This is a genomic window from Holophagaceae bacterium (assembly GCA_016720465.1).
Lineage (GTDB): Bacteria > Acidobacteriota > Holophagae > Holophagales > Holophagaceae > JANXPB01.
On the sequence record JADKKO010000004.1, the window covers coordinates 721,479 to 744,865 of the forward strand.

Annotated in this window: 28 protein-coding genes; 14 read left to right on the plus strand and 14 right to left on the minus strand. The window is 65.2% G+C overall.

What is annotated here, in order from left to right:
* Positions 1-17: 17 nt before the first annotated feature.
* The 3 genes from IPQ13_10500 to IPQ13_10510 all read right to left on the minus strand — a co-directional run bounded on the left by IPQ13_10500 (position 18) and on the right by IPQ13_10510 (position 2,798).
* On the minus strand, positions 18-527 hold the full coding sequence (locus IPQ13_10500; GenBank protein ID MBL0211323.1) for a PAS domain S-box protein: 510 nt from the start codon (positions 525-527) through the stop codon (positions 18-20).
* Positions 528-830: 303 nt separating this feature from the next.
* The gene (gene nuoF, locus IPQ13_10505; GenBank protein ID MBL0211324.1) at positions 831-2,201 is read right to left on the minus strand and encodes an NADH-quinone oxidoreductase subunit NuoF; all 1,371 of its coding nucleotides are present in this window, start codon (positions 2,199-2,201) and stop codon (positions 831-833) included.
* Between the two features lie 21 nt (positions 2,202-2,222).
* A complete protein-coding gene (locus tag IPQ13_10510) occupies positions 2,223-2,798 on the minus strand; it encodes an NAD(P)H-dependent oxidoreductase subunit E (protein MBL0211325.1) in 576 nt (191 codons plus the stop codon).
* A 555-nt stretch (positions 2,799-3,353) separates the two neighbouring features.
* Between IPQ13_10510 and IPQ13_10515 the strand changes: the two genes are divergently transcribed.
* Positions 3,354-4,226 carry a DNA ligase gene (locus IPQ13_10515; GenBank protein MBL0211326.1) on the plus strand — a complete coding sequence of 291 codons (873 nt, stop codon included), beginning with the start codon at positions 3,354-3,356 and terminating at the stop codon, positions 4,224-4,226.
* Between the two features lie 9 nt (positions 4,227-4,235).
* Here IPQ13_10515 and IPQ13_10520 read toward each other — a convergent pair whose 3' ends face one another.
* Positions 4,236-4,844, minus strand: a complete 609-nt coding sequence (locus IPQ13_10520) for a YceI family protein (GenBank protein MBL0211327.1) — start codon at positions 4,842-4,844, stop codon at positions 4,236-4,238.
* A 105-nt stretch (positions 4,845-4,949) separates the two neighbouring features.
* Here IPQ13_10520 and IPQ13_10525 point away from each other — a divergent pair, with 105 nt between their 5' ends.
* Positions 4,950-5,441: a winged helix DNA-binding protein gene (locus tag IPQ13_10525; GenBank protein ID MBL0211328.1), complete on the plus strand. Its 492-nt coding sequence runs from the start codon at positions 4,950-4,952 to the stop codon at positions 5,439-5,441.
* A gap of 200 nt (positions 5,442-5,641) precedes the next feature.
* On the opposite strand, the gene nuoD is transcribed toward IPQ13_10525, so the two are convergent.
* From nuoD to IPQ13_10545, 4 genes are all read right to left on the minus strand, one after another.
* Complete coding sequence (gene nuoD / locus IPQ13_10530; protein MBL0211329.1) at positions 5,642-6,850, minus strand: NADH dehydrogenase (quinone) subunit D; 1,209 nt, start codon at positions 6,848-6,850, stop codon at positions 5,642-5,644.
* Between the two features lie 17 nt (positions 6,851-6,867).
* Positions 6,868-7,395, minus strand: a complete 528-nt coding sequence (locus tag IPQ13_10535; protein MBL0211330.1) for an NADH-quinone oxidoreductase subunit C — start codon at positions 7,393-7,395, stop codon at positions 6,868-6,870.
* Positions 7,396-7,493: 98 nt separating this feature from the next.
* On the minus strand, positions 7,494-8,105 hold the full coding sequence (gene nuoB / locus IPQ13_10540) for an NADH-quinone oxidoreductase subunit NuoB (protein ID MBL0211331.1): 612 nt from the start codon (positions 8,103-8,105) through the stop codon (positions 7,494-7,496).
* Positions 8,105-8,485 carry an NADH-quinone oxidoreductase subunit A gene (locus IPQ13_10545; protein MBL0211332.1) on the minus strand — a complete coding sequence of 127 codons (381 nt, stop codon included), beginning with the start codon at positions 8,483-8,485 and terminating at the stop codon, positions 8,105-8,107. The genes nuoB and IPQ13_10545 overlap by 1 nt, the downstream gene beginning before the upstream one ends.
* 189 nt (positions 8,486-8,674) lie before the next feature.
* On the opposite strand from IPQ13_10545, the gene IPQ13_10550 reads away from it, so the two are divergent.
* From IPQ13_10550 to IPQ13_10580, 7 genes are read left to right on the plus strand one after another with little or no spacing between them, the layout of a single operon-like run.
* Positions 8,675-8,932, plus strand: a complete 258-nt coding sequence (locus IPQ13_10550) for an acyl carrier protein (GenBank protein MBL0211333.1) — start codon at positions 8,675-8,677, stop codon at positions 8,930-8,932.
* A gap of 40 nt (positions 8,933-8,972) precedes the next feature.
* Positions 8,973-9,407, plus strand: coding sequence for a 3-hydroxyacyl-ACP dehydratase FabZ (gene fabZ, locus IPQ13_10555; protein ID MBL0211334.1), 435 nt, complete (start codon positions 8,973-8,975; stop codon positions 9,405-9,407).
* Positions 9,404-10,603 (plus strand): beta-ketoacyl-[acyl-carrier-protein] synthase family protein, encoded by a 1,200-nt coding sequence (locus IPQ13_10560; protein ID MBL0211335.1) that lies wholly within the window; start codon positions 9,404-9,406, stop codon positions 10,601-10,603. The genes fabZ and IPQ13_10560 overlap by 4 nt, the downstream gene beginning before the upstream one ends.
* Complete coding sequence (locus IPQ13_10565; GenBank protein MBL0211336.1) at positions 10,600-11,697, plus strand: hypothetical protein; 1,098 nt, start codon at positions 10,600-10,602, stop codon at positions 11,695-11,697. Before IPQ13_10560 ends, IPQ13_10565 begins: the two co-directional genes overlap by 4 nt.
* A 1-nt stretch (position 11,698) precedes the next feature.
* Complete coding sequence (locus tag IPQ13_10570) at positions 11,699-12,268, plus strand: SPOR domain-containing protein (protein ID MBL0211337.1); 570 nt, start codon at positions 11,699-11,701, stop codon at positions 12,266-12,268.
* A gap of 3 nt (positions 12,269-12,271) precedes the next feature.
* Positions 12,272-13,138 carry a 50S ribosomal protein L11 methyltransferase gene (locus IPQ13_10575; protein MBL0211338.1) on the plus strand — a complete coding sequence of 289 codons (867 nt, stop codon included), beginning with the start codon at positions 12,272-12,274 and terminating at the stop codon, positions 13,136-13,138.
* Positions 13,135-13,932 carry a glutamate racemase gene (locus IPQ13_10580; protein ID MBL0211339.1) on the plus strand — a complete coding sequence of 266 codons (798 nt, stop codon included), beginning with the start codon at positions 13,135-13,137 and terminating at the stop codon, positions 13,930-13,932. The genes IPQ13_10575 and IPQ13_10580 overlap by 4 nt, the downstream gene beginning before the upstream one ends.
* A 10-nt stretch (positions 13,933-13,942) precedes the next feature.
* Here the strand turns inward: IPQ13_10580 and lepB are convergent, their stop codons facing one another.
* From lepB to IPQ13_10600, 4 genes are read right to left on the minus strand one after another with little or no spacing between them, the layout of a single operon-like run.
* Complete coding sequence (lepB, locus tag IPQ13_10585) at positions 13,943-14,398, minus strand: signal peptidase I (GenBank protein ID MBL0211340.1); 456 nt, start codon at positions 14,396-14,398, stop codon at positions 13,943-13,945.
* A complete protein-coding gene (locus IPQ13_10590) occupies positions 14,395-14,844 on the minus strand; it encodes a DoxX family membrane protein (protein ID MBL0211341.1) in 450 nt (149 codons plus the stop codon). Before IPQ13_10590 ends, lepB begins: the two co-directional genes overlap by 4 nt.
* On the minus strand, positions 14,841-15,494 hold the full coding sequence (locus tag IPQ13_10595) for a rhodanese-like domain-containing protein (protein MBL0211342.1): 654 nt from the start codon (positions 15,492-15,494) through the stop codon (positions 14,841-14,843). Before IPQ13_10595 ends, IPQ13_10590 begins: the two co-directional genes overlap by 4 nt.
* A 20-nt stretch (positions 15,495-15,514) precedes the next feature.
* Positions 15,515-15,769 (minus strand): hypothetical protein, encoded by a 255-nt coding sequence (locus IPQ13_10600; protein MBL0211343.1) that lies wholly within the window; start codon positions 15,767-15,769, stop codon positions 15,515-15,517.
* Between the two features lie 245 nt (positions 15,770-16,014).
* Between IPQ13_10600 and IPQ13_10605 the strand changes: the two genes are divergently transcribed.
* The 3 genes from IPQ13_10605 to rfaE1 all read left to right on the plus strand — a co-directional run bounded on the left by IPQ13_10605 (position 16,015) and on the right by rfaE1 (position 19,492).
* Positions 16,015-18,042: a (Fe-S)-binding protein gene (locus tag IPQ13_10605; protein ID MBL0211344.1), complete on the plus strand. Its 2,028-nt coding sequence runs from the start codon at positions 16,015-16,017 to the stop codon at positions 18,040-18,042.
* 266 nt (positions 18,043-18,308) lie between these two features.
* On the plus strand, positions 18,309-18,491 hold the full coding sequence (locus IPQ13_10610) for a Trm112 family protein (GenBank protein ID MBL0211345.1): 183 nt from the start codon (positions 18,309-18,311) through the stop codon (positions 18,489-18,491).
* Positions 18,488-19,492, plus strand: coding sequence for a D-glycero-beta-D-manno-heptose-7-phosphate kinase (rfaE1, locus tag IPQ13_10615; protein ID MBL0211346.1), 1,005 nt, complete (start codon positions 18,488-18,490; stop codon positions 19,490-19,492). Before IPQ13_10610 ends, rfaE1 begins: the two co-directional genes overlap by 4 nt.
* A gap of 131 nt (positions 19,493-19,623) precedes the next feature.
* Here rfaE1 and IPQ13_10620 read toward each other — a convergent pair whose 3' ends face one another.
* Together IPQ13_10620 and IPQ13_10625 are read right to left on the minus strand one after the other, a co-directional pair.
* Positions 19,624-20,133: a hypothetical protein gene (locus IPQ13_10620; GenBank protein MBL0211347.1), complete on the minus strand. Its 510-nt coding sequence runs from the start codon at positions 20,131-20,133 to the stop codon at positions 19,624-19,626.
* 84 nt (positions 20,134-20,217) lie between these two features.
* Entirely contained in the window at positions 20,218-21,567 is a 1,350-nt protein-coding gene (locus IPQ13_10625; GenBank protein MBL0211348.1) for a hypothetical protein, read from the minus strand.
* A gap of 161 nt (positions 21,568-21,728) precedes the next feature.
* Between IPQ13_10625 and tmk the strand changes: the two genes are divergently transcribed.
* Positions 21,729-22,394, plus strand: a complete 666-nt coding sequence (gene tmk, locus IPQ13_10630; GenBank protein ID MBL0211349.1) for a dTMP kinase — start codon at positions 21,729-21,731, stop codon at positions 22,392-22,394.
* The gene (locus IPQ13_10635) at positions 22,394-23,383 is read left to right on the plus strand and encodes a hypothetical protein (protein MBL0211350.1); all 990 of its coding nucleotides are present in this window, start codon (positions 22,394-22,396) and stop codon (positions 23,381-23,383) included. The genes tmk and IPQ13_10635 overlap by 1 nt, the downstream gene beginning before the upstream one ends.
* The last annotated feature ends 4 nt before the right edge of the window (positions 23,384-23,387 follow it).

A 23,387-nucleotide genomic window follows, 5' to 3' on the forward strand; every position in this document is an offset into this window, starting at 1 on the left:
TTCGGAGCCTTTCGATTTCAACCTTCAAAACCGCAGTGGGGCTCCAGGTCCGGCCTTCCTTTCAACGAGGCCTGGACGGCTTCGAAGGTGGCGCTGATGCCAAAAAGCGGATTGCGGATTTCGTGGGCCACACCCGCCACCAGTTGGTTGATGGCTTCCTGGGCCCGCACCCGTTCAGTCACATCCACGCCTATGCTCCAGGAGGCCCAGCCAGGGATGGGGGCCAAGTCTGAAACCGATGAGAAGGCCAAAACACGCTTCTCGCCATCCTTGCGGGTCAATTCCAGTTCCCAATTCCGGTACTGGTTCCCCCGGAGGGCCCATTCCGCCATGATCTGCTCGCGGTAGCCACTGTCCGGATAGATGACGGGGAGGACGTATGGAAAATCCGGGGCTCCCCGAAGCTCCTCGAATGTCCAACCAGAGACGCTTTCGGCTTCGTGGTTCCAGTAAAGGGATCCCCCATTCTGATCGAAGGCGCAGAGCAGCACCGGCATATGTTCCAGCACGAGACGAAGGTGCTCCATGGGTCCATTCAAGGACATGAAGTCGTCACCAGGATTGGGATTTGAGGGTTCGATTTGAGTCATGGGGGTCAGCAGAGCTTAGACCAGGCAGCCAGGATCATGCCAGCGCGCAAATCCCCCCGTCTGAAGAGAATGTTCGGGCAATGTGCCGGATTTCGGAATCCGCACTCCGGGGAATTCCAGATCCCGGAATGGGGAAGCAGGCCGTAGGCAGTGGGCTGTGGGCAAGACAAAAAAGGCCCCGCGATGCGGGGCCTTTCGCTTTGGCCTGCAGCCCACAGCCCAGCGCCTACGGCCTAAAGATCAGTGCGCCCCGACCTTCGCCAATAACTGATGGCCGTTCACCATGCAGGTCTTGTGGGTGATGTGGTGCTCGAATTCGGGTCGGAATTTCTGGAGCATGGAGTCCATGGGGCCGCAGGCGGCATCGCCGAGGGGGCAGAGCGTCTTGCCTGCGATGTTGGGCGTGATGCTCGCCAGGAGGTCCAGGTCCTCCATGCGGCCGTGGCCGTGCTCGATGCGGTGCAGGATCATCTCCATCCAGTTGCAGCCCTCGCGGCAGGGTGTGCATTGGCCGCAGCTCTCGTGGGCGTAGAACCGGATCAGGCGCAGGCAGGCCTGCACCATGCAGGTGTCCTCGTCCAACATGATGATGCCGCCGGAGCCCGCCATGGAACCCGCGTCGCGCACGCTGTCGAAATCCATGAGCGTCCCGAATTCCTTCTCGCTGAAGACCGGCGCCGAGGCGCCGCCGGGGATGACGGCCTTGATCTTCTTCCCGGTGCTGGAGCCGCCCGCCAGGTCGTTCATGATGAAGTCCAAAGGCAGGCCCAGGGGCAGTTCATAGAGTCCGGGCCGCTTGACGTGGCCGCTGAGGCCGAACACGCGGGTGCCGGTGTTTTTCGGCCGGCCGATCTTGGCGAACTCGGCGCCGCCCATGCGCAGGATCGCCGGCACCGCTGCCAAAGTTTCGACGTTGTTGATGGTCGTGGGTTGTCCAAAAGCGCCTTTGACGGCGGGGAAGGGCGGTTTCACGCGGGGTTCGCCGCGGCGCCCCTCCAGCGAATTGAGCAGCGCCGTTTCCTCGCCGCAGATGTAGGCGCCGGCGCCGCGGTGGACGATGAGGTCGAAGTCCCAGCCGGTGCCCTGGATGTCCTTGCCCAGGAACCCTGCGTCCCTGGCCTCCTGGATGGCGTGCTCCATCTTTTCAATGAGCCAGAGGAATTCGCCGCGCACATAGATGAAGCCCATCTGGCACTGCATGGCCCAGGCCGCGATGAGCATGCCTTCGATGACCTGGTGCGGGTTGTACTCCATGATGGCCCGGTCCTTGTAGGTGCCCGGTTCGCCTTCGTCCGCATTGCACACCACATAGCGCGTCACCTTCCGCTCGGGGGTGTCCTTGGGCATGAAGGACCATTTCAGGCCGGCTGGGAATCCAGCGCCGCCGCGGCCTCGGATGCCGGAAGTCTTCACTTCTTCGGTGACCGCCACGGGCTCCATTTGAAGGGCCTTCTTAGCCGCCACGTAGCCCTCATGTTTCGAGACATAAACGGACATCGGCCAGTTGTTCAGGTCCCCGGCGCCCCGGAGCATCAGGTTCGGATATTTATCGGTGCCGAAGCCTTCGAAGGTGTACCGCTGGTGGTCGGGCTTGGTGCGAAAGTTCGCCATTTTGTTATCTCCGCATCCCGCCTATTTGGCCCATTCCCGGTATTCTCCGCGCTCGCAGGCCTGGAGAATTTCATTCAGCTTGGCATCGTCAATGTTCTCATCGTAGACGTCGGTGTTCACCTGCATGCAAGGCCCGCTGGCGCAGGAAGCCAGGCATTCAGCTTCTTCTACGCTCCACATCCCGTCAGGGGAAGGGCCGCCACCGGGTTTGCAGCCAGTCTTCTTACACACCTTCTCCAGGAATTCAGCGCTGCCATTCAGGGCGCAGCTGATGTTCGTGCAGACCTGCAAGTGGAATTTACCCACGGGCTTTTTTTGGTACAGAGTGTAGAAACTGGCCACCCCGAACACATGGCCTTCGGGAATGGACAGGGCCCGGGCCACGGCTTTCATGGCATCCAGGCTCACGAACCCGAAATCCCGCTGTGCGATGTACAGCGCAGGCAGCGTGGCCGCCAGTTTGTCCGGGTATTTCGCGGCGATGGCCTGGATTTCCGCCACGGCTTCAGGGCTGAATTCGGTGCGCTCGCTTTTTGGCAGGCGCTCTCCGGTTGCCAAAGCATGGTCGGCTGTCTCGGGAGGAAGAGGATGGTTCATAAGCTCGCTCGCGGTAGCGCTGGTTTGGGGGGCCCCGGGGGGGGGGGGCACGCCCTGGGTGGGGGTTGCGGGGGGGGGGGGGGGGCCAGCTCGCCACCGTTAGTTTAGCAGCCGTTGCGGAGTGGTCAGTGCTTTCCTGGCCAGTCCGTTAGGGCTGCTTATGCCGGCGAGGACGGCGTAGCGCCGTTGCGGAGTGGCCAGCGCTTTCCTGGCCAGTCCGTTAGGGCTGCTTATGCCGGCAAGGACGGCGTAGCGCCGTTGCGGAGTGGCCAGCGCTTTCCTGGCCGATCGATGTGGGAGGCCTGTGCTGATCGAGAGACGTCCCGAGCGGCGGTTCAAAACCACCGGCCGGTTTCGCCCCGGTGAAACCATCTGGGCCCTTTGCGGAGTGCCGGGATCAGCGACTTCCGTCACATTTTCTCGACCTCGCTAGTTTAATCCGCGGACCTTGGCGGCCCTGCGGCGAACCGGACGGGCCCTGGCCGGCGCTTTCCTTCTTCGGGCAATGCACCCACACTCCTCGGAAACCATCCGTTCGATCCTCGCGAGGTGCTTATGGAAGCATCCAGGAAACCATCGATCTTCAGCTTCCTCCTGATGGCGGCGCTCCTTCCCGCGATGGCCGGAAGCCCGGCTTCCGCTCCGCAGCAGAAACCCGCGCCGTCCATGCTCCTGGCCAACGTGCTGGGTCCGCACGTGGACCCGGCTAGATACCTTGTGAGCGAAAAATACGATGGCGTCCGCGCGATGTGGGATGGCAGGCTGCTCCGCTTCCGCAGCGGCCGGGAGGTCCGAGCGCCGCGTTGGTTCCTTGACCGGCTTCCGGCTCAGGCCCTGGACGGCGAACTCTGGCTGGGCCGGGGGCGCTTTGAGGAGCTGTCAGGTTTCGTGCGCAAATCGGAACCCGTGGAGGAGGAATGGCGGCAGATCAGGTATATGGTCTTCGAGCTTCCGGACGCCCCTGGCACCTTCACCGAACGGGCGCAGCGCCTCCAGGAAGTCGCGGCCGCAGCCCGCTGGCCTCAGCTCGTGGCCGTCCCGCAGAGCCCCGTCAAGGACCGCAGGACGCTGCAGGCGAGGCTCGACGAGGTCGTCCGCGGCGGCGGTGAAGGCCTGATGCTCCACCTGGCGGAGGCGCCCTACCTTACGGGCCGCAGCGACGTCCTGCTCAAGCTCAAACCCCTGATGGACACCGAGGCGGTGGTCGTCGGGCACATTGCCGGGAGGGGCAAGCACAAGGGCCTGCTTGGCGCCCTTCGCGTGGAAACGCCCGAAGGCAGGCGTTTCGACATTGGCACCGGCTTCAGTGATCAGGATCGGAAGCACCCGCCTGCCGTCAGTGCCACCATCACCTACACCTACCGCGGACTCACGCGCAGCGGGCTGCCCCGCTTCGCCAGCTACCTCCGGCTGCGGGAATCGTTCTGATCCGCGACGTCATTTTTTCGCTTCGGGCGCCTGCTTGACCGCCTCGATGGCGAGGTTGATGTCGATGTCATCGCTGAGCATGGTTCCGCCGGCATCCAGGGTCTTGTTCCATTTCACGCCGAAATCCTGGCGGTTGAGCTTGAGGCTGCCTTCGAAACCCGCGCGGAAATCCTTGAAGGGGGTGGCCATGCCGCCAAGGCTGGTGATGGGGATGGTGATGCTCTTGGTGACGCCGTGCATGGTGAAATCGCCGGTGACCTGCAAATGGCCTTTGGAGACCTCCTTGACCGAAGTGCTCTTGAAGGTGATGGCGGGGAATTTTTCGGCATCGAAAAAGTCCGCCGATCGCAGATGGCCGTCGCGGTTGGCGTTGTCCGTGTTGATGCTGGCGACGTCGATGCTCACGGACACGTTCGAATTTTCGATGCGCTGTTCATCGAGTTGGATCGTCCCGTTGAACTTCGTGAACCGTCCCGCGGTCCGGGAAATCAGGTGGCGGACCTTAAATCCGACCTCGGAATGGGAGGCATCGATCTTGTAGGTGTCGGTGGCGAAGGCCGGGGCCGCCAGCAGCAGGGCCGGCAGGACGAGGCGTAAAGGATTGAGGGCTGCGCGCATGCGTGACTCCGAAGGAGGCCAAGGGGCCAGATACAGTCTAGGTTTTAAAATAGATGTTGCAACATCTATTTTTATATCCCAATCTTCAGATACTCTTTAGGAGCCATGCGCCTGCGCGAAGAACTCAAGATCAGCAAACCCATCGAACCCGGACACGAGGTGGCCTTGGCCTTGCTGCTCACGCGGGAGTATGTTTCCAGGATCCTGGATGAGCAGGTCTTCAAGAAGGCCGAGATAACGGATCAGCAATTCAACGTGCTGCGCATCCTCAAAGGCGGTCCGAAGGAGGGCTACCTGATCGGCGAGATCAAAGGCCGCATGATCTTCCGCAACGCCGATGTGCCGCGGCTGGTGAACCGCCTGACCGGCCAGGGGCTGGTGAAACGCTGCGAGAACCCCCGGGACCGGAGGGGCAGCCGCATCCGCCTGACGCCCAAAGGGGACGCGTTCCAGGACAAGGTGAAGCCCATCCACGCCGTGGTCTGCGAACGGATCGACGGCTGCCTTTCCGATGAAGAACGCATCCAGTTGCTGGATCTGCTGGAGCGGCTGCGGGACCACTACCGGCTGATGCTTGCAGAGGGCCCTGAAGAGTAGCCGGCGCCTGCGGCATCGTGGGGGTGTCGCCTTGCTCGGCCTCATGGCGCCTCAGCGGTCGAGCTCACCCGCGATGATGCTCGCTCGCCGCGTTGCGGCTCGCCCTTCGGGCGGTGCCTGCGGCACCGTGGGCCTCGCGCTGCTCGGCCTCATCGCGCCTGAACCGGCCCAGCTTTGTCCGCCTCTTCGAACTCGGCGCCTCAGCGGTCGAGCTCGCCTGCAATGATATTCATCGCGCCGAGTTCGGCGACGGCGTCGGCGATCAGGCGGCCGCGGACCTTCTGGTCGAAGCTGCTGAAGATGGGCAGGCAGGGGGGACGGACCCGGATGCGGTAGGGGCTCTTGCCGCCATCGCTGACGATGTAGAAGCCGAGCTCGCCGTTGGCGGCCTCGGTGGCGCTGTAGATTTCGCCGACCGGCATCTCGATGCCGTGCATGACGAGCTTGAAGTGGTGGATCAGGCTCTCCATCCGGGTGTAGACCTTCTCCTTGGGGGGAAGGGCCACTTTGTAGTCGTCCACCAGAACCGGGCCCGGGCCGAACTCGCGCAGCTTGTCGAGGGCCTGGCGGATGATTCGGAGCGACTGCCTCATTTCCTCGACCCGCACCAGGTAGCGGTCGAACACATCGCCCGTGGTGCCTACGGGAATGTCGAAGTCGTACTGGTCGTAGCCGAGGTAGGGCTGGGTCTTGCGCAGGTCCTGCGGGACGCCGCAGGCCCGGAGGCAGGGGCCGGTGTAGCCCCAGGAGATGGCTTCCTCGGGCGCCAGCGCGCCGACGCCCTTGGTGCGGTCGTGCCAGATGGGGTTGCGGGTGAGCAGCCCCTCGAGTTCGTCGATCGTGGGGGGGCACTCTTCCAGGAAGCGCTCCGCCAGCGGGAAGAAGTCTTCCGGAAGATCGCGGAAGAGGCCGCCCACGCGGGTGAAGCTCGTGTGCAGGCGCTGGCCCGCGGCCATCTCGAACAGGTCGTAGACCGTCTCGCGCTGTCTGAACAAGTAGAGGAAGGCCGTGAAGGCGCCAATGTCCACGGCGTTGATGCCGATGCAGACCACATGGTCCGCCAGGCGCGCCAGCTCCGACACCAGCACGCGGATGATCTTCGCGCGCTCGGGGATCTCGATGCCCAGGAGCTTTTCCACCGCGTGGGAATAGCCGACGTTGTTCATGATCGAGGAGCAGTAGTTCAGGCGGTCCGTGAGGGTCACGAACTGGTGGTAGCTCAAGTTCTCGCCGAGTTTCTCCACGCCGCGGTGCAGGTAGCCGATTTCCGGGGTGGCGCGGGTGATGAATTCCCCCTCCAGCTCCAGCACGATGCGGAGCGTGCCATGGGTGGCCGGATGCGTCGGCCCCATGTTGACGACCATCCGGTCGCCGTCGAGCTGCTGGGCGGAGAGTGCGATGGATTCCATGGTTGCCATTGGTGTGCTCACGGGTTCGTCGTGGGAATGTGCTTCGCGTAGGGCGCGGTGCTGTCGGCCATGCAGAAGGAATCGCCGCCGTCGAGGGGGAAGTCCTTGCGCAGCGCGTGGCCCGGGAAATCCCGCCAGGTCAGCAGGCGCACCAGGTTGGGGTGGCCCTCGAAGGGGATGCCGAACAGGTCGAAGACCTCGCGCTCGAACCAGTCGGCGGTCTTGAAGGGGTGTTTGAGGCCCGGATCCGCGAGGCTCGGGACCGATTCGCCCTCCGCCACCGGGACCTTGATGCGCAGGCGTTCCTGGCTGGTCAGGTTGAGCCAGTGGTAGACGACGTCGAACCGCACCTCTCGGTCCCCCATCCGGCGCTCAGGCCAGTCCACCGCCGTGATGTCCACCAGGAGCTGGTAGCCGTCGTTGAAAATGAGGTCCACCACATCGAGAAATTTTTCCTTCACGACGACGATGGTCGAGTCGCCCCGGAATGCGTGTCGATCCGTGATGGCGCCCGGGAGCCGCTCTTCAATTTGTTCGAGGATCATGGAAACCTCAAAAGCCGTTAACCGCGAAAGGCGCTAAAAACCGCGAAAAAACCAGAAGCATGGCGTTCATTTTTAGCGTCCTTTCGCGATTTTCGCGGTTAAAAAATCGTCGCCAGACCGCGATCTCCCGCATCCAGGATCATTTCGCGGACAGCCTGGTGGGGGCTCAGTCCGCGGCTGGCCTCCAGTTCCTTCTGCCGTTCCAGGCTCTCGTAGAACCGCAAGATGTGGTCTTTGCGCATGGAAAGGGATTCCTTTTCGATCTTTTCCTGCAGCTTCATCAGGCCGTAGAGCATGCTTTCGGGGCGGGGCGGGCAGCCAGGCACGTAGACATCCACGGGCACCACCCGGTCGATGCCCTGCAGCGTGGCGTAGGTGCGGTACATGCCGCCGCTCGACGCGCAGACGCCGACGCTGATGACCCATTTGGGCTCTGCCATCTGGGCGTAGATGGTGCGGAGCACCGGCGCCAGTTTGTTGGTGACCGTGCCCAGGACCAGCATCATGTCGCTTTGCCGCGGGCTGAAGCGCATGGCTTCAGCGCCGAAGCGGGACATATCGTATTTGGAAGCCATGACGCTCATGAATTCGATGGCGCAGCAGGCGGTGCCGAAGGGCATGGGCCAGAGGCTATTCTTGCGGGCCCAGTTCACAACCGTGTCTAGCCGGGTGGTGAGCACCGCATCGTTGATGTTCAGTTCGGACGCCATCAACGCTCCCACTCGAAAGCGCCCTTGCCCCAGGCGTAGATGAAACCCACCAGCAGGGTGGCGAAGAAGGTCAGCATGGGAATGAAGGTGTTGAGGTGCGTTTTGTACTGCGCGGCCCAGGGCAGCATGAAGGCGACTTCCACATCGAACAGGATGAAGAGCATGGCCGTGAGGTAGAACTTCACCGAATACCGGTGCCGGGCGCCCTCCTGGAGGGGCGGGGCTCCGCATTCGTAGGGGATGAGCTTGTTGGCCTGGGGGTTGTTCGGCTTGAAGCGCGGCAGGATGACGCCGGACAGGATCAGCACGATGGCGGCGACCACGAGGGCCACCAGCAGGAGGATCAGGACGCCGAGAAAGGGGGAAAGGGGGCTGTGCATAGTGGTTTCCAGGACCCTTCATCCTAAGTCGTTGGGCCCAAATAAACTAGTCGATTCGATGATGGCCCGACGGAAGGGGCCGCAGCGAAACGCCCTAAACTGCACAAGTTATTTCGGCGCGGCCCCTGCCCGGGCCGGGCGCCGTGACCAAAGGCACTTTCAAGCTAGAATCAATCCAACGAGGCCTGCATGAGCGAATTGAAGACCGAAGTCAAAACCATGATCATCGAGCGCCTGAAGCTGGAAGGCATGACGCCGGATCAGATCGATGACACTGCCCCCCTTTTCGGCGAGGGATTGGGCTTGGATTCCATCGATGCGCTGGAATTGGTGCTCGGCATCGAACAGCATTTCGGCGTGAAGATCGAGGATGAAGCCGCGGGCCTGCAAGCCTTCAAGAACGTGGAGTCGCTGACGGCCTTCATCGCCGAACACCGGGCCGCGTGAGCGGGACCGGCGGCGGAATAAAAGCTGGGGCCCGAAGGACATGAACGGGGAGGCCGTCAAGGATCAACTGCCGCACCGCTACCCGTTCCTGCTGGTGGACCGGGTGCTGGAGCGGGAGCCGGGTGTGCGGGTGGTGGCGGAAAAACTGCTCACCATCAACGAGCCGTATTTCCAGGGCCACTTCCCGGACAAGGCCCTGCTGCCGGGCGTGCTGATGCTGGAGATGCTGGCCCAGGCCGGTGGCTTCCTGGAACCCGGGCCCCTGCGGGGCAAGGCGATCTTCCTGGCCCAGGTGCTTGACGCCCGCTTCAAGGGCGCGGCGTTTCCCGGCGATAAGCTTCGATTGGAAGTCAGCCCCGACGCGGGTTTCGGTGGCCTGATGCGGATCAAGGGGAGCGTCAGCTGCGACGGCCGCGTTCTGTGCACGGCCAAGCTGCTGTTGAAGAACGTCGCCAGCCCCACGGACCCGGCATGATCCGGCGCGTGGCCATCACGGGAGTGGGCTTCGTTTCGAGCCTTGCCCAGGATGCTCCTTCGACCTGGGCGAAGATGCTCGAAGGCGGCTGCGGGATAGGGCCGCTCACCAAATTGTCGATGCCAGGGGAGCCCGCGCAGCTGGCTGCCGAGGTGCGCCTGCCGTCGGGCCCTGACCGGGGCCGCAGGGTCACGTTCGGCGAACACATCGCGCTGGTGGCGCTGAGGGAAGCCCTGCGGACGACCCTGGGCCCCAAGGGATTGCATCCACGCCGCATGGGCGCTTTCCAGGGCGCCGGGACCTCGGGCCTGCCATCCGCCGAGGCCTTCGCGCAGGGCCGGATGGCGGGGCGGCGGCCGGGGGCCGCGGACGCGATCTACCAGAGCCCCACGACCATCACGGATGCGCTGGGCCGGGAGCTGGGCGCCATGGGGCCTCGAAGCACCGTCATGACAGCCTGTTCCTCCTCCCTGATGGCCATCGGGCAGGCCTGGGAGCGCATCGCCTCCGGGGAATTGGACCTCGCCGTGGCCGGCGGCGCCGAAACCCTGTGCATGACCACCTACGCGGGGTTTTCAAGCCTCAAGGCCATGGATCCTGGCCTTTGCCGGCCCTTCAGCCGGGACCGCGCGGGCCTGAACCTGGGCGAGGGCGCCGCGCAGTTCATCCTGGAACCCCTGGACCAGGCGCTGGCCCGAGGCGCTGAAATCCAGGCGGAAGTCTGCGGTTACGGAGCAAGCCTGGACGCGCATCATTCCACGGCGCCGCATCCCGAGGGCGAAGGCGCGACCATGGCCCTCCGCATGGCCATGGATTGCGCGGGCTTCAATCCGGAGGATGTGGACCTCGTGAGCGCCCACGGAACCGCCACCCCCGCCAACGACAGCTCCGAGACCGCGGCCATCCGGGCCGCCTTGGGCGGGGCCGCGGCGCGGGTTTCCGTGACCTCCACCAAGTCCCAGTTCGGCCATACCCTGGGCGCTTCCGGCGCCGTGGGCGCCTTCGCGGCGGTGATGGCGCTCAGGACGGGCAAGGTCAGCCCCACGTTGCGGCTGGAAAACCCCGACCCCGCCTGCGATCTGGATTACACGCCGCTCTTCGCGAGGGAACGCGTTGTGCGCGCGGCCCTGGTCAACGCCTTCGCCTTCGGGGGCAACAATGCCTGCCTCGCCCTCAAGCGCTGGGAGGGACGATGAAACCGCTTCCCGGAGAAGCCAGCATCGTCATCACGGGCATGGGCCTGGTGCTGCCCTGCGGCGACGGCGTTGAAGCCGCGCGCAGCTCCTGGGTTTCGGGGATTCCATGTTTCGCCGAACTGCCTCCCCATCTGGGGGCGGGACGCGGCGCCCTCTGCTCGGCCTTCAAGCCCGCAGGCATCATTCCGCCCATGCAGATGCGGCGGCTGGACCGGCCTTCCCGCTTCGCCTGGGGGGCGGTGCACCAGGCCTTGGCGGACGGCGGCGTAGACTGGACGGCGGGCGCCCTCGGGGACCGGGTGGCCATGACCGTGGGCACAGTCACCGGGGGCAGCGAGGCCGGCGAAGCCTTCATGCGGCCCTACTTCGAACGGGGGCCGGAAGGTGCCTCCCCGATGGTGTTCCCCAACTGCGTGGCCAACGCCGCCTCGGGGCACGTGGCCCTGGCCTTCGGCATCAAGGGGCCCAGCAGCACCCAGGTGGCGCGGGAGAATGCGGCCTTCATGGCCCTGGACCAGGCGACGCGGTGGCTGCGGCGCGGCGTCGCGGATGCGGTGCTGGTCATCGGCACCGATGGGCTTTTCCCCCTGCAGATGGAGTTGCTGCGCCGGGCGGGCCGCCTGGCCGTCCATGGCGACCCCATCGCGGAGGCGGGCACGGGCTACCTTCCGGGGGAAGGAGCCCAGGCTTTCCTGTTGGAGACCCGGGACCACGCCGAATCCCGTGGCGCCCGCATCCGCGCCGAGGTGGCGGCCGTGGCCTGCGCCGCCCCCGTCGAAGAGAGTTCCGAGGCCCGCGCTGCATCCCTGGCCATGGCGGTTTCAGAAGCATTGGGTTCCGAGACCCCAGCCGTGTGGATCGGCGGGAGCAACGGCTCCCGGCGCTTGGACGAACTGGAATCAGCGCTTCGGAAGCTCCACCCGGATTGGCCGGAGCCCCGGTTCCCCAAACTCATCTGGGGTGAATTCTGCGGTTCGGGGGGCCAGCTGCTCGCTGCCGGGATGCTGGAAGCGCAGGAAGGCCAAGTGCTCTTGAGCGGTCCCGGCTCTTTGGGCTGCCAGTGCGCGGCGGTGATCAGGCGGGTTAGGCTTTAGCATGGGCTTCCGCGACCCGCACGCCATCCTGCTCAACCGCTCCAGCATCCTGGTGGTGACGAGCGTCGGGGTGGCCCTGCTGACCTTGAGCTATGTGCTGGGCGTGCAGGTGGGCAAGCAGAGCGCAGCGCTGCATCTACCCGCTTCCAAAGGCGGCGGCGAGGATCTCAAGGCTTTGCCGGCGCCCATCCTGGAACAGTTGAAATCGTTCGACGGCGATCCGGAAAACGCGGCTGCCAAAACGGATTCCAAGAAAGACGCCAAGGCCGATGCCAGGCCCGAGACCAAACCGGAGCTGAAGCCGGAAGGCAAGCCGGCTCCGGCGACGCCGGCCGCAACGGCGCCGCCCACCAGCAAGTGGACCCTGCAACTGCTCGCCACCCCGGACAAGGCTGAGGCGGCCCGCCTATCGGCCAAGGCCAAGGCCGCAGGCTTTCCCGCCCAGATCGTGAAGGACAATGGCACCTACAAGGTTAGATGGAACCATGCGGGGGCCAAACCCGAAGTGGACGCCGCGGCGGTGAAAATGAAGTCGGCGGGTTTCAAGCCCTTTGCCGTGCCTGTGGAGTGAAGCGTGGATCCGACCGGACTGCACCTGCGCTGGCGCCTCTCGGTGCCCGATTCAATGGAAGAGGGGCTTGGCGACTGGCTCCAGGAATCCGGAGCGACGGCCACCTACCGTGATGCGGACCCTCCGAAATCTTTTTTCGCTTACTTTCCTCCAGGCTCTGAAGGCCCGGATCCGGCGGGCCTGGCGGCCTTTCCCGGCGTGGTTCTGGAATCCACCGAGCGATTTGGCGACGAGGATTGGATCGCCAAAAGCCGCGAGGGCTTCGGCTCCTTCGAAGTGGGTTCGCGCTTTTTCGTCAGGCCCGCCTGGGACCAAGGATCCATGCCCCTGGACCGCTTCGCCATCACCGTGAATCCAGGCCTGGCCTTTGGCACCGGCGGCCACGAGACGACGCGGCTCTGCATGGAACTCCTGGAGCAGCTCGCCCAGGAAGGCAAACTCAAAGGCCCCATCCTGGATGTCGGCGCCGGCACGGGCATCCTCGCCCTCACCGCCTACCTGTTGGGCGCGCGCGGCATCACGGCCTTCGACATCGATCCCGATTGCGGCCCGGCCATGGAGGAATTCATCGGGTTGAACGCAGGCCTGGGAGGACCCACGCCCTTCGACTACTTCGTGGGCGATCTGGAAGACGGGAGAATCCGGCCCCCCTACCACGGCCTGCTGGCCAACATCCTGCTGTTGACCATCCAGGACCTGCTGCCTCGCATGGCTGAAATCACGGAGCCCAGCGGGTGGCTCGTCGCTTCGGGCATTCTCGCGGAATGCCAGGACGAAGCCCTGGTGAGCCTGGCCGCCTACGGATTCAAGCCGCTGAAGCTGCTCACCGAAGGCGCCTGGGTGGCGATCCTGGCGGAGCGGCAGGCATGAGCGGCACGAACCCGGACCGTCCCATCGGCGTTTTCGATTCCGGCATCGGCGGCCTCACGGTGATCCATGCCCTGCGGCGCCTGCTGCCGGGCGAAGCGCTGGTGTACCTGGGCGACACGGCGCGCGTGCCCTACGGCACCAAGAGCCACGCCACCATCGAACGCTACACGCTGCAGGCCGGAGCCATCCTCCAGCGCTATGACCCGAAGCTGCTGGTCATCGCCTGCAACACCGCCTCGGCCCACGGCCTGCCGGCCTTGCAGGCCACCGCCAGGTGCCCGGTGGTGGGCGTCATCGATCCCGGCGCCGAGTCTGCCTCGAAAGCCCAGGGCCCCGTGGGCGTCATTGGCACCCTGGCCACGGTCCAGAGCGGCGCCTACGAAACCGCCATCCGCCGCCGCGCGCCCAATGCTGAGATCCACAGCCTCGCCTGCCCCCTGCTGGTGAGCCTCGCCGAGGAAGGCTGGCTCGACGATCCCATCACCACGGAAATCTGCGAACGCTACCTGAAGCAACTGCCGGACGCCGTGAAGACCATCGTGCTGGGTTGCACCCACTATCCCGTGCTGCGCCCCTCCCTGGACCGCGCCCGGCCCGGCACCACCTGGATCGACAGCGGCGATGTCACCGCCAGCGCCGTGGATGCCCTGTTGAAAAGCACCGTCGGCTATCGCACCGGAACCGCGTCCGGCCCCTTGCGCGTCCTCTTCACCGATGCCGGGACGCGTCTCAAAGAAGTGGGCTCCCGCTTTCTCGGCGAGAAGCTGGAGGATGTGGAGCTGGTGGAGCTTTGAAAGAGCGCGACTAGTTTTTCCCGCTTTCGGAACCGAAGCGGAGCACCCTGCTCCTCAAGGCGGATTTGGGCAGCGGTCCCCAGGCGCGGCCGTCGTGGCTCCGGGGGCGGTTGTCGCCGAGCACCAGATAGCCATCGCGGCAATCCCAGGCACCGGTGGCATGGTCCTCCAGCTCCACGTAGGGTTCCTGGAGCCGCAACCCGTTGATGAGGATCTCGCCGTCCTTCGCCTCCACGCGCTCGGCCGGCAGGCCCACGACGCGCTTCACGGACAGGCCTTCGGGTCCTTCCACCAGCCACTGGCCGCCGCGTTCCGGCGCGCCAGCGCACCAGGCCCGAAGCGCCCAGGCCAGCTCGCCGTTCCGCAGGGCGGGCTCCATGCTGCGGCCTGTGACGCGCACGGGATGGACCACCGCCAGGGGGCTCAAGGCCAAGGCCAGCGCAGCAACGGGGACCCACGGCCTCATTCCGGCTTTTGCCCAGGCGCCAGCAAGGCATGCAGGGCCAGCAAGGCGAAGCCCAGATCGCGGAGCATGGCCATCTTCATGTCGAAAAGCCGCTGGTCTTTGGTCTTCTGCACCTTCGACGCGCCGAAGCAGCCGCAGTCCACGGGATTCCCTCTGGCCAGGTTGAATCCGAGCCCGCCCAGGAAAGCCAGCATCATGACCAGGATCAACAGGGCCGCGCTGCGGCGGGCCACGCCAAGGACCAGGCCCAGGGCCGTGAGCGTTTCCAGCCAGGGCAGGGTGAGGGCTAGCGGCGCCACCAGCGCCATGGGCACGAGGTCGTAAGCGTAGATCGCTTGCGCGAATCCCGGCGGATCAGCGAGCTTGGAAACCGCCGCCAGGAGCATCACGACCGCGAGGGCCCCGCGCGAAAGGCGGAGCGCCAAGGGATGGAACAGCCAGGTCATGGTTGGTCCCCCTTGGCCAGGGGCAGGTTCCGGGCTTCCCAGTCCGGGTATCCATCCGTGTAGATGCGCAGGTTGCGGAAGCCCGCCAGCCACAGTTTCTGGGCCACGAGATGGCTGTCGTGGCAGTCGCCGCCCGAGCAGTAGACGACCACGGGCATCTTCAGATCCCTCGTGAAGAGGGAAAGCTGGTCGACCTTTTCCGCCAGGCCGTCTTCCCAGGCGGAAACGTTTTTCGAGCCGGGGATGTGGCCCGCCTCGTACATCGCCGTCCGCCGCGCGTCCAGGAACAGCGCGCCGTGGGCGTGGAGCCACACAGCCTCATCGCCGCTGATGGCCGCCTGCGCTTCATTCACCAGGGGCGGAAAGCGGGCCATCACCTCAGTCTTCGGATCGGAGGGCGAGGTGGAGCCCAGCGCAGCGGGTTTGGCCGCCGACATCGGATGGGCCACCAGGTCCGCAGGCTGGGCCGTTTTGGGCGGCGCGATGGCCGGCAGTGGCAAAGGCAACGCGGCCGATGGCGCCGGAAGGCTTGAAATGGCAGGTGCCGTGGGCTGCCTGAGCCGCCAGGAAAGCCGCCGCGCCGGGCCCGCCAAGGTGTTTGCGAACCATGCGCAAACGAGCGCCAGGGCCAGGTAGGCGGGCAGTTCCATCCAGGGCCTCATGCGCATCATCAAGGTCGCACGGCGATTCGCCGCCCGCGGCCATCCGTAAGCGCGACCTCGGAAAGCCGGGCCGGGCTGGGCACATTGGGGGCCAACTCATCGGCGAGTTTCCTCGCCAGTTCCAGTGGTCCCGCCAGGCCCAGCTCCGAGAGCAGCCGGCCTTGCAGCGGGGCGAGGATGCGATCCATCGCGGCTTCCAGTTCTCGGAAGTCCATCACCACGTCGAAAGCGTCCAGACCCTGCCGCGCGGTGATCACCTCCACGCGGTAGTCGTGGCCTTCCCAGGTTCCATCGGGAATTTGAAAACCACCGACAAGGGCCGCTCCACGGCGGCTTCAAACGTGAGGCTCCTGGAAGCTGGAGTGTCCATCCCCTGATTCTGACAGCCCTTCCAGGTCCGTGCGGCCCGAGCCTCACTCCAGGTAGCATCCCAAAATTCCTGGAGAGCGGTTCATACTCGTTGGAAACTCGGGTCCACGCCCATCAGCGGGACGAACGCGGAGGCACCATGAAACCGTTGGAGATCGGACTGTTCTGGCTGTTCATGGCCGGTGCCTTGGCCTTCTTCGCCTGGACCATCCGGCAGCGCATCGCCACCCTCAAGGCCGGCCTGCCCGAGAACCGCCTCGACCGTCCCATGGAGCGCCTGAAGGGCGTGCTGGTGCTGGTCTTCGGACAGAAGCGCCTGCTGCGGGATCCCTACGCGGGCTTCTACCACCTGCTCATCTTCTACGGGTTCTGCGTGCTGGCCCTGCGGTCCCTGGGGCTCATCCTGGAAGGCCTGTTCAACTGGCACATGACTGAAGCCCTCGGCGGCTTCGGCCTGGTTTACCAGGGGACCAAGGATCTGTTCGAGGTGCTGGTGCTGTTGGGCATCGGCCTCGCCATGGCCCGCCGCATCGTGGCCAAGCCCTGGCGCCTGGAGAACTCCATGGACGGCTGGGCCACCCTCAGCCTCATCGGAGGGCTGATGGCCACGGATCTGCTGGCGGATGGCGCCTTCATCGCCCTGCATGCCCCCGCATGGAAGTCCTGGGCCTTCGCCAGCAACTGGGTGGCGGGCTTCCTGGGCCAGGGCACGGGGATTCTCATCCTCTACAAGAGCATGTGGTGGCTGCACCTTGTCATCCTGTTCGGCTTCTTGAATTTCCTGCCCTACTCCAAGCATTTCCACGTGCTGACCTCGGTCTTCAATGTGTATTTCCGGGCTCTGGACCCCCACAAGAACCTCAAGCCCATGGATCTGGAAGCCGAGCATTTCGGCGCCAACCGCATCCAGGATTTCACCTGGAAGCAGATGCTCGATTTCTACACCTGCGTGGAATGCGGCCGCTGCCTGGAGAACTGCCCCACGACGCTCACTGGAAAGCCCCTGAGGCCGAAGCATTTCGGCAACGATCTGCGCCACTACCTCAGCGCCACCAAGGCCGATGAACTGGGCCAGGACAAGCCCGTGCCCGAGGGCCGCAAGCTCATCGGCGGCCCGGTGCCCGAGGGCTCCGTGTGGGATCTCAAGGCCGATCATTCCCCCTGGAGCGCGGAGCAGCTGGGCGGCGCCATCAGCACCGACACCATCTGGGCCTGCACCACCTGCGGCTACTGCGAGTGGGCGTGCCCGCTCCACATCACCTTCGTGGACAAGCTCGTGGAAATGCGGCGGAACCTCACGCTGGAAGAGAGCGATTTTCCCGCCGAGGCCCAGGTCGCCTTCAAGGGCATGGAACGCCAGGGCAATCCCTGGAACCTGCCCCAGGCAGACCGCGCCAAGTGGTCGGAAGGCCTTGAAGTTGCCACCATCGCGGAGAAACCGGATGCGGAGTACCTCTTCTGGGTGGGCTGCGCCGGCGCCTACGATGCCGCGGGCCAGCGCGTTTCGAAGTCCCTGGCGAAGCTGCTGAAAGCCGCCGACGTCTCCTTCGCCATCCTGGGCACCGAGGAATCCTGCACCTGCGAATCCGCCCGGCGCCTGGGCAACGAGTATCTCTTCCAGTCGGCCACCGAGGCCAATGTGGAAGTGCTGAAGGGCCACGGCGTGAAGAAAATCGTCACCAACTGCCCCCACTGCCTGAACACGCTGAAGAACGAGTACCCGGATTTCGGCGGGAATTTCGAAGTGGTCCATGGCACCGAGCTGGTGGCGGACCTGGTGGCGAAGGGCAGGATCAAGCTCGAGCAGAGCGTGCAGGCGGATCTCACGTACCACGATCCCTGCTACCTGAGCCGCTACAACGGCCAGGTGGACGCACCGCGCGCCATCCTCGACGCGATCCCCGGCATCAAGCTTACGGAGATGGAGAAGCACGGCGAGGCCACCCAGTGCTGCGGCGCCGGAGGCGGCCGCATGTGGCTGGAGGAGAAGCTGGGCACCCGGGTCAACCACGCGCGCCTGGAGCAGGCTGTGGAGACGAAGGCCACCACCGTGGCCGTGGCCTGCCCCTTCTGCAACGTGATGATGAACAACGCGGCCGGCGAGACCGGCCACGAATCCCTGGCGACCCAGGATGTGCTGGAGCTCGCGGCGAAGGCTCTGAAGTAGGATTGCCAGGACCTCCCTGGACCCCAGTCAGAAAAGCCCGCCCGCGAAGGGCCGCGAAAAAATAATGAAGGGCCGCGAATTTGCCTTCGCGAGGCGGATGGCCTGGTCACAAGACCCCGGAAGTCGATCCCGTCCGGATTGAAGCAGGAAGGGGTTGGGTATTCCAGGTTTCTTCGCGGTCCTTCTCCGGAGCGCAGCGGTTTCGCGGCCCTTCGCGGGCCAGATTCGGCCGCTAAGATGGAGGGACAACCAAGCTAGGATGATTCATGCTCGACCCCCGACTGTTGGAAATCCTCTGCTGCCCCGCCGATCACGAGGGCGCCCCCTGCCATGGCGACATCCAGGAATCGGCCGAAGGGCTGCTCTGCCTGAAATGCGGCCTGATCTATCCCATCGAGGACGGCATTCCGGTGATGCTCAGCGAGCACGCCAAAAAGGCCGACGCGTGAAGCTGGATCTGAACCACGCCAAGTCGCTGCTGGACCGCATCCGCGGGCTCAAGGTGGCGGTGCTGGGCGACCTGATGCTGGATGAATACCTGTTCGGCGAGGTGAGCCGCATCTCGCCGGAAGCGCCCGTGCCCATCGTGCGGATCGTGCGTGAGAAGGCGGTGCTCGGCGGGGCGGCGAACGTGGCCGCCAACCTTAAGGCCCTGGGCGCCGAGCCTCTGCTCATCGGCACGCTTCAGGCGGATGCGGCCGGCGGCCGGCTCTTGGAACTGCTGTCGCATTCCGGCATCGAGACGGCGAGCCTGGTGATGGATCCGTCGCGGCCCACCATCATCAAGACCCGCGTCATCGGCCAGACCCAGCAGATGCTGCGCATCGACCGGGAGGAGCCCCGGAGCCTGGATGCGACGGCCCTGGGGGGCCTTCTCGGCCAGATCGAGAACCAGCTTCCTGGAAGCGGAGCGCTCATTGTTTCGGACTATGCCAAGGGCATCATCGGGCCCCAGGTGATGGATTGCGTGCGCAAGCTTTGCGCCCGCCACCAGATCCCCTGGATCGTGGATCCCAAGCCGGCCCATCGCGCGCTGTACCAGGGCGCGACCTTGATGACGCCCAACCGCAAAGAAACCGCCGAACTGAGCGGGATGCCAGCCATCGGCGATGCGGAAGTCGCCGCCGCGGGCAAGGCCCTGGTGGCCGCCCTCGGCCTTTCGGGCCTGCTCATCACCCGCAGCGAGAAAGGCATGGCCCTGTTCGCCCCGGACGCCGAGCATGCGGAACCCTGGATGATTCCCACGATGGCGCAGGAAGTGTTCGACGTGAGCGGCGCCGGGGATACGGTCATCGCGGCCTTCAGCGCCGCCGTGGCCGCCGGCGCCGACTGGAAGGATGCGGCGATGCTCGCCAACGCCGCCGCCGGTGTGGTGGTCGCCAAGATGGGCACCGCCACCGTCACAGCAAAGGAATTGCTGGAGCATTACCACGACCAGGAAGCGGTGTGAGGGCGGGCTCTATGGGCTATGAGCTATGAGCCATGAGCCAACAGCTCTGAGGCACGAGTGAAAGAAGGTGCGCCAAGCGCATCCAATTCACGGATCGCCGATTGCTGATCGCCTCAGAGCCTCAACCCCGATCAGTTCCTGAGCTCCACGCTCAGCACGTAATGATCGCCCTTGGGCAGGCGGTCCTTCACCTGGAAGAAAGCCAGATCGAAAGTTTCGGTCGCGCCAGGCTTTACGGTGCCGACCTTGGTGCCCCCGTTGGCGGCGCCCAGCAGCCGTCCCTCCTTGTCGAACACGGCGATGGCGAATCCCGGTATGCGGGACCTCCTGGAAGTGTTGGTCACGTGGAGCAGGGCGCGGGTGCCATAGTCGGGACCTTGCAGGAGCTTGGTCTTGGGTTCCCGCTTGCCGATGGCGATGGACGTGACCTTGAGGCCGTCCACATCCACGTCCAGGGGCTGCGATTGGTTCCAATGGAACGGGAAAGTCCCGCTGAAGAAGCTCAACGGCTGGGGCTGCGCGGGAACCGGGGGTTCCTGCTTCGCGATTCCAGCCTCGGCTTTCACGGGCTCCGCTGGCTTCGTTTCCTGAGCGGGCTGGTTCTGGAACGCAAGCAGGAGGAGGAGGGGAAGAAGGCTCATGACAACTCCGAAAAGGCTAGCTGGCCCCGCAACCTTTGGTGCAGGCTGCGGAGCTTAAGGTTCCGGCGCGTGATTTGAGAGCGCTCAGTTCTTGCTGCCGAACAGACCACCGAAAAGGCTCTTCTTCACCGGCGCTGTTTCGTTGGCTAGGGTCGGCGCGGGGCCGATCTGGGTGATGCGGCGCAGACGCTCGAAGACCGGGCGCAGGGCCGGGACCTTGTTGGCCTCAAGCCAGTTCTCGCTGAACTGCCGGGCCACCAGGTGGTATTCCTTCACGCGGCCCAGCTCCACCATCTGGATCAATTGATCCATGGCCACGTTGGAAAGGGTCTCGGTTTCCAATTGGATCTTGAGCAGGTTCGGGTCCTTCGCCGAGGCTGGCTCGGGCTCCGGAGCGGGCATGGGCGCCGGCCTCGGCGCAGTCAGGAAGACCGTGGGGGCGGAGGCCGGGGGCGGCGGCACCAAGGCCGGCATCGGCATCATCATGGTCCTGGCCTGCGGGGACGATGTTTCCACCGGCATGTCTTCATGATGCATGAGCCTTGTGGAGGCGGAGGGCTCCGGCTCTGCGGTCTGGGCGGACATGGCCTGGTCGAGTTCCCTCGGCGAAAGCACCGAAGTGGAGCCAGGCTCCATGGAAGTGTCGAATTGAGGGGCGGGAATGCCGCCCAGGGTCAACTCGAGGGCGTCCAGGGTGGTTTCCACGTCCATGGGGGCGCCGCCCCGCATGCCCATGGAAACAGGCCGCGCCCGCTGTACGGAGGGCGTCCCGGCCATGAGCTTGTCGATGGCGTCCCGGGCGGAACTGTAGGTGGAAGTGCCATCGGGGGACATTTCCGGCTCCACCTTGGGCGCGCTGCCAACCAGGCTTTCGGGCATGGGCGGCGGTCCTCCGAGCCCCAGGGCTTCCAATTCCTCCTCCGAATGCGCCTGAAATGCCGGCATCTCCGAATACGGCCGATGTTCAGGGTGCGCCTCGGGGTTCAATACGAGGGTCCTCTCCATGGCGCTGTCGGGTTCTTCCAGATCCTGGAAGGTGAGCGTGGGAAGGTGGGTCAGCGGGCCCTCAGAGAAGGTTTCCGTGGCATCCGGAAGCAGCAGGGGCCGCTCCGCGGTGGTGGTGGCCGCATCCGCGTAGGCCGCGCGGATATCGTCCTCGGAGATGCCCGTGGTGGAACCGGCCTGGACCTCCAGGTCCTGGGCTTCGACGCCGATGGTGGCACCGCTCTGGTCGCCGAATCCGCCGATCCCGTCGAGCGAAGCCTCGTAGCCTTCGCCGAGAGGAGTCAAGGCCAGCAGACGCCGGACCTCCTCGGCGATGGGGAAGATATGGTCGCAGGTGAAGCATTTCGCCCGCCGGTGCCGGTGTTGCACGCGCGGCGGGCGGAGCGCGTAATGGGTCGCGCATTTCGGGCAGTGAACGGATTCAAGCACGGCGCACTCCGAATGGTTAGGGGGCGTTACAATCCCGGCTTTTTTTTGTTGGTTTGGGGGGGGGATATTGAAGACGGCTCAGGCCAATCTTAGGCCTAATCCCTGCCAGACTCCATCCTTTGGCTCCCGGTATCCTGAATAAAGATCGCAAGGAGGAAGGCGTGACAGGGGTGCTCATCACCGCGGAGGGCGTGGAAGGGTCCGGCAAATCGACCCAGCTCCTGCGCCTCTCGGAGCATCTCCGGCGGCTCGGCCTGCCCGTCGTGGTGTCCAAGGAGCCGGGCGGAACGGCCCTGGGCCGCGATATCCGGAGCCTGCTGCTGACGCGCCATCCCAGCGGGGAGGCCTGGTGCGCCGAAGCCGAACTGCTGCTTTTCTACGCCGACCGCGCCCAGCACCTGGCCCAGGTCATCCGGCCGGCCATCGAGGCCGGAAAAATCGTGCTGGTCGACCGCTTCGAGGACAGCACCCGGGCCTACCAGGGCGCCGCGGGCGTGTCCGAGCACATGCTGGACCGGCTCCATGAGCTGGTGCTCGGACGCCTGAAGCCCCATCTGACCCTGCTTCTCGACATGGATCCCCGTTTGAGCCTGCAGCGGGTGGAAGTCCGGAACCTCTCCATGGGCGAAGAGTTCAAGGAGACCCTTTTCGATGAACGGCAACTGGAATTCCACGCCCGGGTCCGCGCTCGGTTCCTGGCCATCGCCCTCGCCGAGCCGCTGCGCGTGGTCGTGGTCCCCGCCAGGGACTCCCCCGCCGAGGTGGAGGAAACCATCTGGCGCCGCGTGGCTCCCCTGCTCCGCAACGCGGGATTCGCGGTGGAATGATGTTTGACGGGCGACTGATCGGACACAGGGCCATCCGGGAAAACCTGCTGTCGCGCCTGCAGGCGGGGAAGCTGGCGGGATCGCTGATATTCGCGGGGCTGGATGGCATCGGCAAGCGCCGCATCGCGCTGGAGCTGGCGCAGCGGGAGCTCTGCTTCAAGGGCAGCGCGTGCGGGGCCTGCCAGGGCTGCAAAGCCTTCTGGACGGATCCGCTGCCCATCGAATTGCCGAACCTGCTGCGCATCGCGCCCGAGGGCAAGGCGGGGATCATCAAGGTCGGCGCCGTCCGCGATTCGGACCTCGTGGAGGGCGGCGTCATCGCCTGGGCTGCCATGGCTCCGCCGCCGCGGTGCCACCGCTGGATCCTGATCGAGGATGCCCACCGGCTCCACGGGGCCGCGGCCAACATGCTGCTGAAGACCCTGGAGGAACCGCCGCCGGGCACCCATGTGGTCCTGATCACCCATCGCCCCGATGCGATGCTGCAGACCATACGGTCCCGCTGCGAGCGGATCGCCTTCGCTCCGCTCTCGGGAGACGAAGCCTGGGCCGTGGCCCTCGCCAACGGCTGGGGCGAGGCAGAACGGGAAAGCTGGACGGCGCTCTCGGCGGGCTCGCTGCGGTTCCTGGAACGGGATGCCTTCGAGCGCGCCGCCGCGCAGGTCGATGCCTGGCTGCGGCTGAGTTCAGGAACCTCCTTCCGCGACGCGGCCGGGCCCCTGGTTCCGGACCGCACTTCCGAAATGGCGGTGAGCGAGCAGCTGCGCCAGCCATTGGAACTGCTCCTGGCGCTGCTCAACGATGCCGCCCGGTCCCGGTGCGGGGGAGCGCCGTCCCTGGCGCCGTGGAAGGCCGGGATCGGGAAGCTCGCTCAGTCCTCGGCGGATCTGAAGCTTTCCCAGGAGCTCGTCTACCAGGCCCTGCGCCATCTTCCCCGCAATCCCTCGCCAGAGCCCGTGCTGCGGGAGATCGGGATGACGCTGAGATAGGCCA

Excerpts from the sequence above, each read along its gene's own strand:
- IPQ13_10500 (MBL0211323.1), bottom strand. The coding sequence starts at position 527 with ATGGAGCACCTTCGTCTCGTGCTGGAACATATGCCGGTGCTGCTCTGC.
- nuoF (MBL0211324.1), bottom strand. The coding sequence starts at position 2,201 with ATGGCGAACTTTCGCACCAAGCCCGACCACCAGCGGTACACCTTCGAA.
- IPQ13_10510 (MBL0211325.1), bottom strand. The coding sequence starts at position 2,798 with ATGAACCATCCTCTTCCTCCCGAGACAGCCGACCATGCTTTGGCAACC.
- IPQ13_10515 (MBL0211326.1), top strand. The coding sequence starts at position 3,354 with ATGGAAGCATCCAGGAAACCATCGATCTTCAGCTTCCTCCTGATGGCG.
- IPQ13_10520 (MBL0211327.1), bottom strand. The coding sequence starts at position 4,844 with ATGCGCGCAGCCCTCAATCCTTTACGCCTCGTCCTGCCGGCCCTGCTG.
- IPQ13_10525 (MBL0211328.1), top strand. The coding sequence starts at position 4,950 with ATGCGCCTGCGCGAAGAACTCAAGATCAGCAAACCCATCGAACCCGGA.
- nuoD (MBL0211329.1), bottom strand. The coding sequence starts at position 6,850 with ATGGAATCCATCGCACTCTCCGCCCAGCAGCTCGACGGCGACCGGATG.
- IPQ13_10535 (MBL0211330.1), bottom strand. The coding sequence starts at position 7,395 with ATGATCCTCGAACAAATTGAAGAGCGGCTCCCGGGCGCCATCACGGAT.
- nuoB (MBL0211331.1), bottom strand. The coding sequence starts at position 8,105 with ATGGCGTCCGAACTGAACATCAACGATGCGGTGCTCACCACCCGGCTA.
- IPQ13_10545 (MBL0211332.1), bottom strand. The coding sequence starts at position 8,485 with ATGCACAGCCCCCTTTCCCCCTTTCTCGGCGTCCTGATCCTCCTGCTG.
- IPQ13_10550 (MBL0211333.1), top strand. The coding sequence starts at position 8,675 with ATGAGCGAATTGAAGACCGAAGTCAAAACCATGATCATCGAGCGCCTG.
- fabZ (MBL0211334.1), top strand. The coding sequence starts at position 8,973 with ATGAACGGGGAGGCCGTCAAGGATCAACTGCCGCACCGCTACCCGTTC.
- IPQ13_10560 (MBL0211335.1), top strand. The coding sequence starts at position 9,404 with ATGATCCGGCGCGTGGCCATCACGGGAGTGGGCTTCGTTTCGAGCCTT.
- IPQ13_10565 (MBL0211336.1), top strand. The coding sequence starts at position 10,600 with ATGAAACCGCTTCCCGGAGAAGCCAGCATCGTCATCACGGGCATGGGC.
- IPQ13_10570 (MBL0211337.1), top strand. The coding sequence starts at position 11,699 with ATGGGCTTCCGCGACCCGCACGCCATCCTGCTCAACCGCTCCAGCATC.
- IPQ13_10580 (MBL0211339.1), top strand. The coding sequence starts at position 13,135 with ATGAGCGGCACGAACCCGGACCGTCCCATCGGCGTTTTCGATTCCGGC.
- lepB (MBL0211340.1), bottom strand. The coding sequence starts at position 14,398 with ATGAGGCCGTGGGTCCCCGTTGCTGCGCTGGCCTTGGCCTTGAGCCCC.
- IPQ13_10590 (MBL0211341.1), bottom strand. The coding sequence starts at position 14,844 with ATGACCTGGCTGTTCCATCCCTTGGCGCTCCGCCTTTCGCGCGGGGCC.
- IPQ13_10595 (MBL0211342.1), bottom strand. The coding sequence starts at position 15,494 with ATGGAACTGCCCGCCTACCTGGCCCTGGCGCTCGTTTGCGCATGGTTC.
- IPQ13_10605 (MBL0211344.1), top strand. The coding sequence starts at position 16,015 with ATGAAACCGTTGGAGATCGGACTGTTCTGGCTGTTCATGGCCGGTGCC.
- IPQ13_10610 (MBL0211345.1), top strand. The coding sequence starts at position 18,309 with ATGCTCGACCCCCGACTGTTGGAAATCCTCTGCTGCCCCGCCGATCAC.
- IPQ13_10620 (MBL0211347.1), bottom strand. The coding sequence starts at position 20,133 with ATGAGCCTTCTTCCCCTCCTCCTCCTGCTTGCGTTCCAGAACCAGCCC.
- IPQ13_10635 (MBL0211350.1), top strand. The coding sequence starts at position 22,394 with ATGTTTGACGGGCGACTGATCGGACACAGGGCCATCCGGGAAAACCTG.